The following is a 13,456-nucleotide window of genomic DNA, read 5'->3' on the forward strand; positions in this document are numbered from 1 at the left end:
CCGATGCCCCGCACTCCCCGGTCGGCCCAGCCGCGGGTCCGCTTCCCCGACCCCTGGTTGCCCGTGCTGGCCCCGGCACGCGGCCCGACGGCGGTGGCGATGTATCTGCGGGCCCACCTGTACGGCGCCGCGGTGGGGCGCAGCGTCCTGGACCGCTGCATCAGTGCGGTCGATCCGGAGGACCGGGTGCGGTTGGTTCCGCTGCGCCGGGAGTTCGAGGAGGAGATCGACACCGCCGCCCGCCTGTTGGCGGGGCTCTCACCTCTGGGGGCCCCGGGCCGTCGGCTGGTGCGGTGGTCCGCCGCGGTCAGCCTCACCGCACTGCCGGTGGGCCCGGTGGTGCGCGATCCTCTGGCCCGGCTCGCGGTCCTGGAGGCGCTGCGCACCCTCGTGGTTGCGAAGCGCTCGATGTGGGAGTTGCTCGCCGCGTCGTGGGTCGCGGACGGCCCGGCGTCCGCTGCCGGGAGGTCCGGAGCGGAACCCGACGTCAGCAACGACGACAACTGCGACGACGATGACAGCAGCGACGACGAAGACAGCGGCGACGACGACGAGCCCGGCGGTCCCGACACCGGCCGGCTGCTGCTGGGACTGGCCGACCAGGCCCGGTCACAGGAGGACCTGCTGGAGCAACTGCGACGCGCCTACGGTCTGGCGGTTTTCGAGTGAGCGCGTCCGGGACCGTGCGTGCGGACGTCGTCGTGGTGGGCTCCGGCCCCAACGGCCTGGCTGCCGCGCTGTTGTGTGCGCGGGCCGGGCGGCGGGTGGTGGTGCTGGAGGCCCAGGAGACCATCGGTGGCGGGTGCCGAACCCTGCCGATGGGCGATATCGCGACCGGCATCCCGGAGGACGTCGTGAACGGGTTGCTGGTGGATCCGTGCTCGGCCGTGCACCCCATGGCGGGGGCATCCCCGTTCTTCCGTGGGTTCGACCTGCCGGCCCACGGGGTCGAGATGCTCACTCCCCCCGTTCAACTGGCTCACGCACTGCCGGCCCGCGACGCGATCGTGGTGCCCGCGGCCCCCTCCCCCGCCGCCCTCGCCGAGGGCCTGGGGTCACGCGCCGAGGCGGACCGGTGGTGGAAGCTCATGGGCCCCCTGGGCCGCAGGGCGGAGGACGTCGTGGCGACCGCCCTGTCCGATCAGCGCTCGGTCCCGCCCGTGGGGGCGACCGCGGCACTCGGCGCGGCGTTCGTCCGCGCCCATCCCCGCAGTGTGGTCGGCGATCCCCTCGGTCCGGACGGGCGGACGCTGCTGTCCGGGATCTCGGCCCACGCGATCACCCCGCTGTCCTCCCCGGCCGCGACGGGGGTCGGCCTCGTCCTGGGCTCGTTGCTCCACTCGCCGCTCGGCTGGACGCTGCCGGTCAGCGGCAGCGGGGCCATCACCGCCGCACTGGCCGAGGCGATCCGGGATGCCGGGGGGGAGATCCGCACCGGAGTCGGCGTGGATTCGCTGGCACGGCTCGACGCCCGGGACGTCGTCTTCAACACGTCCTCCCGGATCCTCGGCGAGATTCTCATGGCATCCTCGCCCTCTCCGGCCGTGGCCCGCCGCGCACGCAGACTCCTGGAGGCGCCGGTCGGCGGGGCCGCGGCGAAGGTCGACCTGGTCCTGTCTGGCCCGGTTCCGTGGCGCGACGGCCGGCTCGCCGACGCCGGCACCGTCCACCTGGGTGGGGATTCCCATGCCATCGCGGCCGCCGAGCGCGAGGTCGCCGCCGGTCGGCACGCCGATCGGCCCATGATCCTCGTCTCCCAGCCGTGGGTGACCGACCCGGGACGAATCGCCCCGGACGGTCGACGTCCACTGTGGACCTACGCGCACGTGCCCGCGTTCTCCGACCGTGACCAGACCGAGCAGGTGCTCGCCGCGCTCGAGGCGGTCGCGCCGGGGGTGCGGGACGTGGTCGTGGCCGCCCACTGCACGCCCGCGGACCGGATGGCCGAGCACAACGCCAACAACGCCGGTGGGGACATCGCGGCGGGACGCGTGGACCTGCGGGGGCTCATCGCCCGCCCGGTGCCGCGGGCCGACCCGTTCGCGACCGGCATTCCCGGGGTGTGGCACGCCTCCGGCTCGACCCCTCCCGGCCCGGGCGTGCACGGCATGGCCGGGCAGCACGTGGCGGAGCGCATCCTCGGCGGGTTACCGACTCGCTGGTAGGAAGCGAATCACTGGTAGGACACGAACCACGGCCGGGGCTCGACCGCCATGGTCTGCTCGGGCGTGAACGTGGGGGTGTCCTCGTCATAGAAGTTCTTCCACGCCATCCGGATGCCGGACGGCAGCCCGCTGCGCAGGACGTCCCACGTCTCCATCTTCAGGTCCGGGGTGCCGTGACCGTCGGCGTGCAGGACGATTGACACCTCCGGCCTGGAGGTGTCGATCTGGTCGCGGTCGTCGATCATAGCCATGCTGAACTGGTGGAGGATGAGGAGCTTCTGTGGCCCTCCGCTGTCCCGGGTCAGGTCCGCCAGCCAGTCGGTGACCCGGTTGATCTCCTCGGCGTCCACCGACCCGATCTGCGCGCCCGGCTGTTGTCCCGGCTCGAGCTTCCACTCGGGGTCGAGCGCGAGTCCGACGTTCGGGCGGGTGAGCAACTCCTCGAAGATCCTCGCCTGATCGAGGAGGTCGGCCATGCCGGGCTGGAGGTCGATCACCGCGTACCCGCCGGCGTCGGTGATGGCGTCGATCAGCGGGACGAACTCCTGCGGGTCCCACTCGTTGGTGAAGTTGCCGTCGGGTCCGGCGGACGTCGAGGCGACCGTCGCGATGATCTCGAACGCCGGGATGACCGGTTCCGGGGAGTGCGGCTGGTACTCCCCGACCAACTGCTGAACCCGCGCCACGCTCTCCTCGGGGCCCTGCTCGCCGAGGATACCCAGGGCAGGGGTGATCGGCGACCCGTAGGCGGCCACGAACCGCCGGCCCGGGAACAGCAGCTGTCCGCCGCCCGGCAGTTCGGGAACCGTCCGCGCCTTCTCCACCCGGTCCCCGAGTTCGTCCTCGGTGCCCCACCCGGGCCCGAGCGCGTAGACCGCCTCGGCGTCCCGCACCGCCTCCACGGACCCGCCGTCGACCCGCGGGTCCGGGGTACGGAGGTGGGACACCGCCGCCCCGACGGCCACTGCCGTCGCGACCGCCGCGACCGGCGTCTCGTCGTACACGAGCACGCTGGGTGCGCCCTCGCCGTCCCATGCGGGTTCGCCGCTGTCGAACGGATCGGGGGCCGCGCCCGCGCCGTCGGCAGCGGTGATCTCCCCGGCCGTCATCAGCGCAGGCGTACCCGGCACCTGGTGGACGGTGACGTCGTCGATCCGCCCCGGCGGGACCTCGACCTCGGAGTCGAACGTGATCCCGGTCAGCTCCTCGAGCTCCGGCCGACCTCCCGGGGCGTCGACCACCTCGCCGTCGTCGGGTGTGAAGGCCACCTGCCCGACCCGCAACACCCGCTCGGCGCCGAGTCGCGACACCTCGTCGGCCAATGCCGCGTCCCCGCCCTCGACGGCGGTGAGCATCGGTGCGTGCAACCCGACCGCGACGGAGGCGGCGCGCGCCTGCGCGGCGGCGTCCGGGGCTGCCACCACGACCACCGGGGCGGACTCGATGAGCAGTCTCGTGGTCTCCACGCCGGACCCGTCGGCGTCGGCGGCGACCCGCGTGCCCTCCACCGGGGCGGCTTCGGTTCTCGGTCCGCCGTCACCGGGGTCGGACGTACACGCCACGGTCGTCCCCACCAGGGAAACGGCGAGGACCGCCGCACCCACTCCTCGGTTGAAGTGGCGCACGGCGGTCCTCCTGCTGAAGTCGGGAATCGATCCCGGTGGACCCTACAGGGGCTTCACCGGGTCGGACCCGAGGACCCTCAGGCAGTCTCCGTGATCGGCCGGTCGACCCAGCTCATGAGGTCGCGCAGCTTCTGGCCGGTGACCTCGATCGGGTGCTCGGCGTTCTCCTTGCGGAGCTGCTCGAGCTCCTTATTGCCGCCCTCGACGTTGGCCACGAGGCGCTTGGTGAAGGTGCCGTCCTGGATGTCGGACAGGATCTCCCTCATGCGCTCCTTGGTGCCGGCGTCGATGACCCGCGGGCCGGAGAGGTAGCCGCCGAACTCCGCGGTGTCGGACACCGAGTAGTTCATGCGCGCGATGCCGCCCTCGTACATGAGATCGACGATGAGCTTGAGCTCGTGGAGCACCTCGAAGTAGGCGAGCTCCGGCTCGTAGCCGGCCTCGACCATGACCTCGAAGCCCGTCTTGACGAGCTCCTCGGTGCCGCCGCACAGCACGGCCTGCTCACCGAACAGGTCGGTCTCGGTCTCGTCCTTGAAGGTGGTCTTGATGACGCCCGCGCGGGTGCCACCGATCGCCTTCGCGTAGGACAGCGCGAGCGCCTCGCCCTCGCCCTTCGGGTCCTGCTCCACGGCGATGAGCGCCGGGACGCCCTTGCCGTCGACGAACTGACGACGCACGAGGTGACCGGGGCCCTTGGGGGCGACCATCGCGATGGTGATGTTCTCCGCCGGCTTGATGAGGCCGAAGTGGATGTTGAGGCCGTGACCGAAGAACAGCGCGTCGCCGTCGTTCAGGTTGGGCTCGATGTCCTCGGTGAAGATCTGCGCCTGCGAGGTGTCGGGGGCGAGCAGCATGATGACGTCGGCCCACTTGGTGGCCTCGGCGGCGGTCATGACCTTGAGGCCGGCCTCTTCGGCCTTCGCGCGGGACTTGGAGCCCTCACGCAGGCCGATCGCGACCTCGACTCCGGAGTCGCGCAGGCTGAGCGAGTGCGCGTGCCCCTGCGAGCCGTACCCGATGACGGCGACCTTGCGGCCCTGGATCAGCGACAGATCCGCCGAGTCGTCGTAGAACATCTCCACTGCCATGGTGGATTCCCTTCGTGTTGTTTCGTGAAGTCGAGACTTGTGTAGGAGTCGAGACTATCGAGTGGTGTTGATGGACTTGGGGCCGCGTCCGAGCGCGACCATGCCGGACTGCACGATCTCGCGGATCCCGTAGCCGTCGAGCATCCGCAGCAGCGCGTCGAGCTTGTCGGGGGTACCCGTGGCCTCGAGAGTGAGCGACTCGGGTGAGACGTCCACGATGTGTGCGCGGAACAGACTCGCGATCTCCACGATCTGACCGCGGTTGGTGGCGTCGGCGCGGACCTTGACGAGAGTGAGCTCGCGGGCCACCGAGCCGGCCGGATCCTGCTCGACGATCTTGATGACGTTGACGAGCTTGTTGAGCTGTTTGGTCACCTGCTCGAGCGGGAAGTCCTCGACGTTCACGACGATGGTCATGCGCGACAGGCCTTCGGTCTCGGTCGGGCCCACGGCCAGCGACTCGATATTGAACCCGCGCCGGGAGAACAGCGACGAGACGCGCGCGAGCACGCCAGGCTTGTCCTCCACCAGCACGCTCAGGGTGTGGGAGCGAGCGCTCACTGGTCCTCCTCCTCGGCGGCGATCACCGCGGCGTCGATCCGCTCGGTCGCCTCGTGGATGTCCGCGGCGTCGTCCGCCACGGAATCGGTGTCGTCGAACAGCGGCCGGATGTCCCGGGCCGCCATGATCTCGTCGTTGGACGTGCCCGCCGCGACCATCGGCCACACCTGGGCGTCCTTGCCCACGATGAAGTCGATGAGGACCGGGCGGTCGTTGATCGCGCGGGCCTGTGCGATCACGTCGTCGACGTCCTCGGCGCGTTCACACCGCAGCGCCACGCAGCCCAGGGCCTCGCCGAGCTTGACGAAGTCGGGGATGTGCATGGAGTGGGTCGACAGGTCGGTCTGCGAGTACCGCTCCTCGTAGAACAGTGTCTGCCACTGACGGACCATGCCGAGGTTGCCGTTGTTGATCAGCGCCACCTTGATGGGCGCCCCCTCGATGGCGCAGGTGGCCAGCTCCTGGTTCGTCATCTGGAAGCAGCCGTCGCCGTCGATGGCCCACACCTCGGCGTCCTGACGGCCGAACTTGGCACCCATCGCCGCGGGGACCGCGTACCCCATGGTCCCCAGGCCGCCCGAGTTCAGCCACGTGCGCGGCTTCTCGTACTGGACGAACTGGGCCGCCCACATCTGGTGCTGGCCGACGCCCGCGCAGTACACGGCGTCCGGGCCGGCGGCGGCGCTCAGCCGCTCGATGACGTACTCGGGAGACAGGGAGCCGTCCGACTGCGGGCCGTAGCCCAGCGGGAACTCGCTGCGGATCTCGTCCAGCTCACCGACCCACACGGCCGGCTCGCCCAGCGTGCCGGATTCGTGCTCGCCGCGCAGCGTCTCGACGAGCTCGACGAGGACCTCCTTGATGTCGCCGACGATCGGCACGTCGACGGCCCGGTTCTTGCCGATCTCGGCCGGGTCGATGTCGGCGTGGATGACCTTCGCGTCCGGGGCGAAGGTGTCGAGGCGACCGGTGACCCGGTCGTCGAACCGGGCGCCCAGGGTGACCAGCAGGTCGGACCGCTGCAGCGCCGCGACGGCGGCGACGGTTCCGTGCATCCCCGGCATGCCGTAGTGCAGCCGGTGGGAGTCCGGGAACGCCCCGCGCGCCATGAGCGTGGTCACGACCGGGATGCCGGTCAGCTCGGCGAGCGCCATGAGCTCCGCGGAGGCGTCGGCCTTGATGACGCCGCCGCCGACATACAGCACCGGGCGCCTGGCCTTGCCGATCATCCGGGCGGCCTCACGGATCTGCTTGCCGTGCGGCTTGGTGACGGGCCGGTAGCCGGGCAGCTTCATCTCCGGCGGCCACGAGAACGTCATCTCGGCCTGCAGGACGTCCTTGGGGATGTCCACGAGCACGGCACCGGGGCGACCGGTCTGCGCGATGTGGAACGCCTCGGCGATCATCCGCGGGATGTCCTCGCCGTGGGACACGAGGAAGTTGTGCTTGGTGATCGGCATGGTGATGCCCGAGATGTCGGCTTCCTGGAAACCGTCCGTGCCGATGAGTGCGGTCCCGACCTGACCCGTGATCGCCACGATCGGGACCGAGTCCATCTGCGCGTCCGCGAGCGGGGTCACCAGGTTGGTGGCGCCGGGGCCCGAGGTCGCCATGCAGACGCCGACCCTTCCGGTCGCCTGGGCGTAGCCGGTCGCTGCGTGACCGGCGCCCTGCTCGTGCCGGACCAGGACGTGCCGGACCTTGGCCGAGTCGTAGAGCGGGTCGTAGACCGGCAGGATGGCCCCGCCGGGGATGCCGAAGACGACCTCGGTGCCGATCTCCTCGAGGGACCGGACGACGGCCTGGGCCCCCGTCATCCGCTCTGGGGCCGCGGACCGGGCCTTCTGCTCTGCACCCGGACGGGGTCCGGGCTGTGCCGTTGGTGCGCTCACTTCAACTGTCCTTCATGCTGGTCGTGGAGCCGTGGTTCGTGGTCGGCCGTGATCGTGGATTTCTCTGACCGCGGTCTGACCCGGCAACAAAAAACCCCCGTCGGCCACGAAAGGCCGGCGAGGGTGCGCGTCGACGGAAAGCCAGGTAGGGCTCAGGCGCCGACGCGCCGGCCGAGTACGAGACCGTTCCAGGTGTTCACGAGGCCCAGACTAGGCCGCGGTCGACGGCAGCGTCAACTCGTGGAACATCGATCCCACTATGTGGGCCATGCCAGACTGGAGGCATCATGAGTGCCCCTTTCAGAGCTCCCGTCCCGGAGTCGAGCCCCCGCGATCACGCCCTCTTCCGGGTCAACCCGATGTCGTACGTCGTCATCGCCATTTTCGTGCTGGCGATCCTCTGGCCCGTCACGTCCTACCCCGTCGCCCTGGGCTGGCTGGTGCTGCTCCCCGTCGCCTTCGGTTGGTGGGTGGCCCGGACCTGGACCCGCCTGGACGAGGACGGTGTCCACCTGTCGTCCTGGCGCTCCCGACGGTCCGTGCCGTGGGATGAGGTCCGGGGTGTGATGTTCCCCAAGCGTGGGTTCACCCGGCTCGTGACCACCTCTGACACGTCACTCCCGATGGGCGGGGTCTCGTTCCACGACCTCCCGCGGCTGTCCGGCGCCAGCCGTGGCCGTATCCGCGACCCGTACGCCGCGAGCGGACCCGAGTCCGCCTGACCCTCCCGCTCCGCCGGTCACCCCGCGGCCGGCGGGGACCCGGTCGGCCACGGCCTGGCGTCGCATACCCATCCGCTCGTAGACGAGGGTGACCGCCACACCCACGACGAGTCCTGCGACCGCCCAGCCGCCGAGGACCCAGACCGCGTGTCCGAGACCCGCCTCCCACCCGGAGTCGAAGAACATGATCGACCGCAGCCCGAGGTAGGCCTGGTGCATCGGCTGCAGTGTCCCGATGGCCACGAACACCCGCGGGAGCATCTCGGTCGGGGTGGCGCCGCCCGAGGTGGGGATGCCCAGCACCACGAACACCACGAGGTTCACGAGCAGACCGGCGTTGCCGACAGCAGCGATGATCGTGTGCGCACACACCCCGACCGCGACGATGACCAGGTTCGAGAACCAGAACATGTGCCACGGGTCGTACCCGGTGACACCGATGATGTCCGCCACCCACAGGACGAGCCCCGAGACGAGCGGCGCCGTGATCAGCGTGACCACCCACTTGCGGGCCAGTGTCTGGAGCCGCCCGAACGGCGCCACGTGGACATGGAGCGCCACCGGCCCGATCTCCAGCGGGATGAAGCCGAGACGGGCGTCCAGGAGGGCGGAGATGATCATCGCCCCGGTGAATCCCGCCAGGATCACGACCAGCGCGTAGAACATCGGGAGCGACGCGTTCGACACCCCGTCCGGCAGCGGGTTCCACGCGACGACGTCGATCGCCACCGGATCGGAGAGCGCGACCGCGGCCGCGGCGCCGACGGTCCTGCCCTCGGCCTCGGCCAGCAGCCGGGACTGCGACAGCAGTTCGGTCCCCATCCGGTCGTGGAACGACTCCTGCATCGCGTCCGCCATGGTGTTCATGACCTGACCGGAGACGATGGACACGCGTGGCGAGTACTCGAGTGAGATGCGGGCGCGTTCGGGTGGCCCCGCCGCGTCGCCCGCCTCCGTCGCCGCGGCCTCGACGAGCCCGGCCACCCGCCCGCTCAGTTCGGGTGGGATACGGACCGCACCGAAGTACGTGCCGTCGCGGAGGCCCTCCTCGGCGGCCTCCGGATCCACCACGTGCAGCCGGACCCTCCCCCAGTCGTTGTTCTGGAGCAGCCCCGCGGTGATCCGCGACCCCATGTCGAGACCACGCGGACCGATCGGGGTCTCCAGGGTCGCGGCGACGTCCTCGTCCACCACCGCCACGGGGATGTACCTCGCATGGGACTGCGGATCCGCGGTGCCCCCCAGGTACATGAACGACAGGAGGAAGAACAGTCCACAGACCAGGGCCACCGCCCCCGCCGAGTGCGAGAGGAACTCACGTAGCCCACCCGTATGACCGGAGTCGGTCATGTCCATCCCCATTCGCGTCACGTCGAGGCCGGCCGGATGGCCGACCGTGAGAAGAGTAGACCCACATCGGGGCGTATTGTGTGGTGGTCACGGCGCGATCGGGTGTCGCCGCGGGGCGCGCGCACACCGCGGCCCCGTACGGCACGACCCCCGGAATGCGCCCTCCCCATCGAGTCGGAGCGAGGTCCCATGCCGCCCCTGAGGTCACGAACCAGTACCGCCGGACGCAACGCCGCGGGGGCGCGTGCCCTCTGGCGCGCGACCGGCATGACGGACTCGGACTTCGGTAAGCCGATCATCGCGATCGCGAACTCGTACACCCAGTTCGTGCCGGGCCACGTCCACCTGAAGAACGTCGGTGAGATCGTCGCCGAGCAGATCGCGGCGTCGGGCGGCGTGGCCCGCGAGTTCCACACCATCGCGGTGGACGACGGGATCGCGATGGGCCACGCGGGCATGCTCTACTCGCTGCCCAGCCGGGAGATCATCGCGGACTCGGTGGAGTACATGGTCAACGCCCACACGGCGGACGCGCTGGTGTGCATCTCGAACTGCGACAAGATCACCCCGGGCATGCTCAACGCCGCGATGCGGTTGAACATCCCCACCGTGTTCGTCTCCGGCGGGCCGATGGAGTCGGGGTTCTCCGTCGTCGTCGACGGCGTGGTCAAGGCGGGCTCGGACCTCATCACGGCGATCTCCGCGTCCGCCAACTCGGCCGTGGACGACGAGGGCCTGGACGCCATCGAGCGCTCGGCCTGCCCGACGTGCGGGTCCTGCTCCGGGATGTTCACCGCCAACTCGATGAACTGCCTCACCGAGGCGCTGGGGCTGTCGCTGCCCGGCAACGGTTCGACCCTCGCCACCCACAGTGCGCGGCGTGAGCTGTTCGCCGAGGCCGGCCGCGTCATCGTCGATCTGTGCACTCGCCACTACCGGGACGGGGACGACTCGGTACTCCCCCGTTCGGTGGCCACCAAGTCCGCCTTCACCAACGCCATGGCGCTGGATGTCGCGATGGGCGGCTCCACAAACACCGTGCTCCACATCCTCGCCGCCGCGCAGGAGGGCGAGGTCGACTTCGACCTGGGCGACATCGAGCAGATCTCCCGCCGGATCCCCTGCCTGGCCAAGGTCGCGCCCAACTCGGACTACTACATGGAGCACGTCCACCGGGCCGGCGGCATTCCCGCGATCCTGGGCGAGCTGTACCGCGGGGGCCTGCTGGAGACGGACGTCCACTCGGTCCACTCCCCGTCGCTCGAGCAGCACGTCGCGGACTGGGACATCCGCAGCGGCACCGCGACCGAGAAGGCGATCGAGTTGTTCCACGCGGCCCCGGGCGGGGTGCGGACGATCGAGCCGTTCTCGACCGACAACCGCTGGGAGTCGCTCGACACGGACGCCGAGAACGGCTGTATCCACTCGGTCGAGCACCCGGCGACCGCGGAGGGCGGGCTCGCGGTCCTGCGCGGGAACATCGCGCCGGACGGGTCCGTCTTCAAGACCGCCGGCGTGTCCGAGGACAGTTTCCACTTCTCCGGTCCGGCCAGGGTGGTCGAGTCCCAGGAGGAGGCCGTCTCGGTCATCCTGGACAAGACGCTGCAGGCCGGCGAGGTGCTGGTGGTGCTCTTCGAGGGCCCGGCCGGCGGTCCGGGGATGCAGGAGATGCTGCACCCCACGGCGTTCATCAAGGGTGCCGGCCTCGGGACGAAATGCGCGCTCATCACCGACGGCCGCTTCTCGGGCGGGTCGTCCGGGCTGTCCATCGGTCACATCGCACCGGAGGCCGCCTCGGGCGGCCCGATCGGCCTGGTGCGTGACGGTGACATCGTGACCATTGATGTCGCCACGCGGTCCATCTCGGTGGATGTCGACGACGACGAGCTGTCCCGCCGCCGCGCCGAGAGGGGCCCTCTCCCGTGGCGGCCGGTCAAGCGTGATCGGAAAGTGTCCACCGCTCTCCGCGCGTACGCCTCGATGGCGTCCTCGGCGGACAAGGGTGCCGTGCGCATCCTGCCCGACTGACGCGCCTGGTCAGGGCCGCGCGCCCCGGCTCCCGGGCTCTCAGCCCGCGGTGACCGGGGCGCTGTCGGCTGAGGAGGTCAGCGGATTGGTGCCGTTGAGGAAGTACCACACCAGACCGGCGATGACCGCCACGACGATCACCCACACGACGCCGCTGAAGCGGGGACGGTGGGACCATGCCCACTTGCGGTCGGCGGACCATCGTCCCGGTCCGGAGAAGAGGAGGGTCACCAGTGCCGCGGCGTAGAGGATCGACACCTCGAGTCCGCGGGTGGTGTCACTCAGCACGGGGATGGGGTCGGTCCCGGTCAGTCGGATCGCTATCCCCAGTCCGATGAGCCCCAGCAGACCGCCCGCCGCCACCGGGGTGGCGAGTCCCACCACGAGCATGACGCCCGCCACCAGTTCGACGGCGCCGCCAGCGATCGCCAGGATGCGGGCCTGGTCGAATCCGGAGTCGGTGAGAGTCTGCGTGAACCCGTCGATCCCGGGCCCGCCGAACAGTCCGACGAGCTTCTGCAGTCCCCGCATCGCGAGGAGGACGCCCACGGCCAGTCTCAGGACGAACAGCCCGAAGTCGGCCGTTCCCCGGCGGCCGATCGTGTCCCGCGACGCGGGCGCGATGGTGGTGGGCTGGTCACCGAAGGGCAGGGGCGAGGACACGTCGTACCCCCCGGACTCGGCGAACTGCGAGTAGTCGGTGCGCCCGGCCGCGGGGAACGCGGTGGTCGCGCCGTCCCCCGGGCCGCCCCGCGAACCGGCGCCCGCGCCCTGGGCGTTGGGGACGTCGAGCGGGTAATCGACGTCGTGGATGATCTCGGTACGGGCGTCGTCGTCTCCGCGCTTTGAGGAAGTCACGGATCGACTGTAGGCCGATGCCGGTGCGCGGACGCTGAAGGACACGGCGCGCCGTAGTCTGGTCGGCATGAGATCGCTCCCGCTGCTGCTGGCACTGGCCGTCGCCGTGTCCGGTTGCGCGAGGTTCGACGACCGCCTCGAGGACCCGTTCACGCCCGCGGCCGGGCCGGGGATGGGTGCCGCTCCGCCGAGCCCTCCCGGCGCACCGACCCCTCCCCCGACGTCGCGCCCCGGGGAGCCGGAGCCCCCGGCCGAGACGGGCCCCTGCGTCGATCCCGACCCCGCCGTCATCGCGACCTGCCTCGAGCCGGCCGTCGCGGTGGCCGGGCTCGGTGAGCGAGCGCTGGTCGCCGAGTCCACGGGCGGGGTGAAGATCGTCTCCGCCGATGCGGACCCCGAGCAGTTCGGCAGAGTGGATCCCCGGTCCGGTCGGGTGGCCGCGGTCGCGCCGTCCCCGGATTTCGCCCAGGACCGGTTGGTGTATCTCCTCGTCGTCGGCGACGGACCCACCCGGGTCGAACGACTGGCGCGCGGCGACGCCCCCCGCACGGTCGCGGAGCTCGCACCCGCGGACAGCGGTGGCCTCGCGTTCGTCGACGACATCCTGACCGTCGGCGCCGGCTCCGAGGTCGTCCGGTTCCCGACGTTCACCGGGATCGGCCGCGCGGAGGACCCCGAGGTGATCGGACGCGACCTCGGGCGCATCCAGGCGTTGTGTCCTCTCGGCGAGGACCTCTTCCTCTCCACGGTCACCGACCGCGGTGCGGCGATCCGGACACCGGATCGCACGGTGTGGACGTGGCCGGACCAGCGTTCCGCCGGTGGGTGCGCCGCATCCGAGGGCACGCTCGCCATCGCCCTCCCGGACGCCGAGCGGGTCGACACCCTCCAGACCGCCGGCGGCGCGGCTCGTGGTCAGCCCGAGGCGCTGGCTGAGGGCCGGTACGGGCGGCTGACCGGGTTGTCCGTCGTCGGCGAGGGGGTCCTGCTGGCGGGCACCACCAACAAGGATGGTGCATCACCGGTGCCCACCGATGACCGGGCCGTGATCCTCCCCCAGTCCGGTGGTGGCGGCGACGCCCGGACCTAGCTCGTCGAACGCTTGTGCCAATACGACACCCCGGGTAGGGTAGTACACACATTCGATTCGGAATGCCTGGCGCA

Annotated in this window: 11 protein-coding genes; 5 read left to right on the forward strand and 6 right to left on the reverse strand. The window is 70.8% G+C overall.

Going from position 1 to position 13,456, the window contains the following annotated elements; genetic code table 11:
- Nucleotides 1-3: 3 nt before the first annotated feature.
- Nucleotides 4-669, forward strand: a complete 666-nt coding sequence (locus tag G6R20_RS06840; RefSeq protein ID WP_163375922.1) for a hypothetical protein — start codon at nucleotides 4-6, stop codon at nucleotides 667-669.
- Entirely contained in the window at nucleotides 666-2,165 is a 1,500-nt protein-coding gene (locus G6R20_RS06845) for an NAD(P)/FAD-dependent oxidoreductase (protein WP_163375923.1), read from the forward strand. Before G6R20_RS06840 ends, G6R20_RS06845 begins: the two co-directional genes overlap by 4 nt.
- A gap of 8 nt (nucleotides 2,166-2,173) precedes the next feature.
- Here G6R20_RS06845 and G6R20_RS06850 read toward each other — a convergent pair whose 3' ends face one another.
- The 4 genes from G6R20_RS06850 to G6R20_RS06865 form a co-directional block, all read right to left on the reverse strand.
- Nucleotides 2,174-3,790, reverse strand: a complete 1,617-nt coding sequence (locus G6R20_RS06850; RefSeq protein WP_163375924.1) for a hypothetical protein — start codon at nucleotides 3,788-3,790, stop codon at nucleotides 2,174-2,176.
- Nucleotides 3,791-3,867: 77 nt separating this feature from the next.
- Nucleotides 3,868-4,881, reverse strand: a complete 1,014-nt coding sequence (gene ilvC / locus G6R20_RS06855) for a ketol-acid reductoisomerase (RefSeq protein ID WP_163375925.1) — start codon at nucleotides 4,879-4,881, stop codon at nucleotides 3,868-3,870.
- A gap of 54 nt (nucleotides 4,882-4,935) precedes the next feature.
- Nucleotides 4,936-5,442, reverse strand: coding sequence for an acetolactate synthase small subunit (ilvN, locus tag G6R20_RS06860; RefSeq protein ID WP_067718247.1), 507 nt, complete (start codon nucleotides 5,440-5,442; stop codon nucleotides 4,936-4,938).
- Nucleotides 5,439-7,334: an acetolactate synthase large subunit gene (locus G6R20_RS06865; protein ID WP_163375926.1), complete on the reverse strand. Its 1,896-nt coding sequence runs from the start codon at nucleotides 7,332-7,334 to the stop codon at nucleotides 5,439-5,441. Before G6R20_RS06865 ends, ilvN begins: the two co-directional genes overlap by 4 nt.
- A 287-nt stretch (nucleotides 7,335-7,621) precedes the next feature.
- On the opposite strand from G6R20_RS06865, the gene G6R20_RS06870 reads away from it, so the two are divergent.
- Entirely contained in the window at nucleotides 7,622-8,056 is a 435-nt protein-coding gene (locus tag G6R20_RS06870) for a PH domain-containing protein (RefSeq protein WP_163375927.1), read from the forward strand.
- On the opposite strand, the gene G6R20_RS06875 is transcribed toward G6R20_RS06870, so the two are convergent.
- The gene (locus G6R20_RS06875) at nucleotides 7,949-9,406 is read right to left on the reverse strand and encodes a DUF3533 domain-containing protein (RefSeq protein ID WP_240341309.1); all 1,458 of its coding nucleotides are present in this window, start codon (nucleotides 9,404-9,406) and stop codon (nucleotides 7,949-7,951) included. The genes G6R20_RS06870 and G6R20_RS06875 overlap by 108 nt on opposite strands.
- A 189-nt stretch (nucleotides 9,407-9,595) precedes the next feature.
- Here G6R20_RS06875 and ilvD point away from each other — a divergent pair, with 189 nt between their 5' ends.
- Nucleotides 9,596-11,434 carry a dihydroxy-acid dehydratase gene (gene ilvD, locus G6R20_RS06880; protein ID WP_163375928.1) on the forward strand — a complete coding sequence of 613 codons (1,839 nt, stop codon included), beginning with the start codon at nucleotides 9,596-9,598 and terminating at the stop codon, nucleotides 11,432-11,434.
- Between the two features lie 39 nt (nucleotides 11,435-11,473).
- Here ilvD and G6R20_RS06885 read toward each other — a convergent pair whose 3' ends face one another.
- Nucleotides 11,474-12,292 carry a DoxX family protein gene (locus G6R20_RS06885; RefSeq protein WP_067718259.1) on the reverse strand — a complete coding sequence of 273 codons (819 nt, stop codon included), beginning with the start codon at nucleotides 12,290-12,292 and terminating at the stop codon, nucleotides 11,474-11,476.
- A gap of 67 nt (nucleotides 12,293-12,359) precedes the next feature.
- Here G6R20_RS06885 and G6R20_RS06890 point away from each other — a divergent pair, with 67 nt between their 5' ends.
- Nucleotides 12,360-13,382: an oxidoreductase gene (locus tag G6R20_RS06890; protein WP_067718261.1), complete on the forward strand. Its 1,023-nt coding sequence runs from the start codon at nucleotides 12,360-12,362 to the stop codon at nucleotides 13,380-13,382.
- Nucleotides 13,383-13,456: the final 74 nt, after the last annotated feature.

This window comes from Dietzia sp. Alg238-R159, from assembly GCF_900537145.1.
Lineage (GTDB): Bacteria > Actinomycetota > Actinomycetes > Mycobacteriales > Mycobacteriaceae > Dietzia > Dietzia kunjamensis.

Excerpts from the sequence above, each read along its gene's own strand:
- G6R20_RS06840 (WP_163375922.1), top strand. The coding sequence starts at position 4 with ATGCCCCGCACTCCCCGGTCGGCCCAGCCGCGGGTCCGCTTCCCCGAC.
- ilvC (WP_163375925.1), bottom strand. The coding sequence starts at position 4,881 with ATGGCAGTGGAGATGTTCTACGACGACTCGGCGGATCTGTCGCTGATC.
- G6R20_RS06870 (WP_163375927.1), top strand. The coding sequence starts at position 7,622 with ATGAGTGCCCCTTTCAGAGCTCCCGTCCCGGAGTCGAGCCCCCGCGAT.
- G6R20_RS06875 (WP_240341309.1), bottom strand. The coding sequence starts at position 9,406 with ATGACCGACTCCGGTCATACGGGTGGGCTACGTGAGTTCCTCTCGCAC.
- ilvD (WP_163375928.1), top strand. The coding sequence starts at position 9,596 with ATGCCGCCCCTGAGGTCACGAACCAGTACCGCCGGACGCAACGCCGCG.
- G6R20_RS06890 (WP_067718261.1), top strand. The coding sequence starts at position 12,360 with ATGAGATCGCTCCCGCTGCTGCTGGCACTGGCCGTCGCCGTGTCCGGT.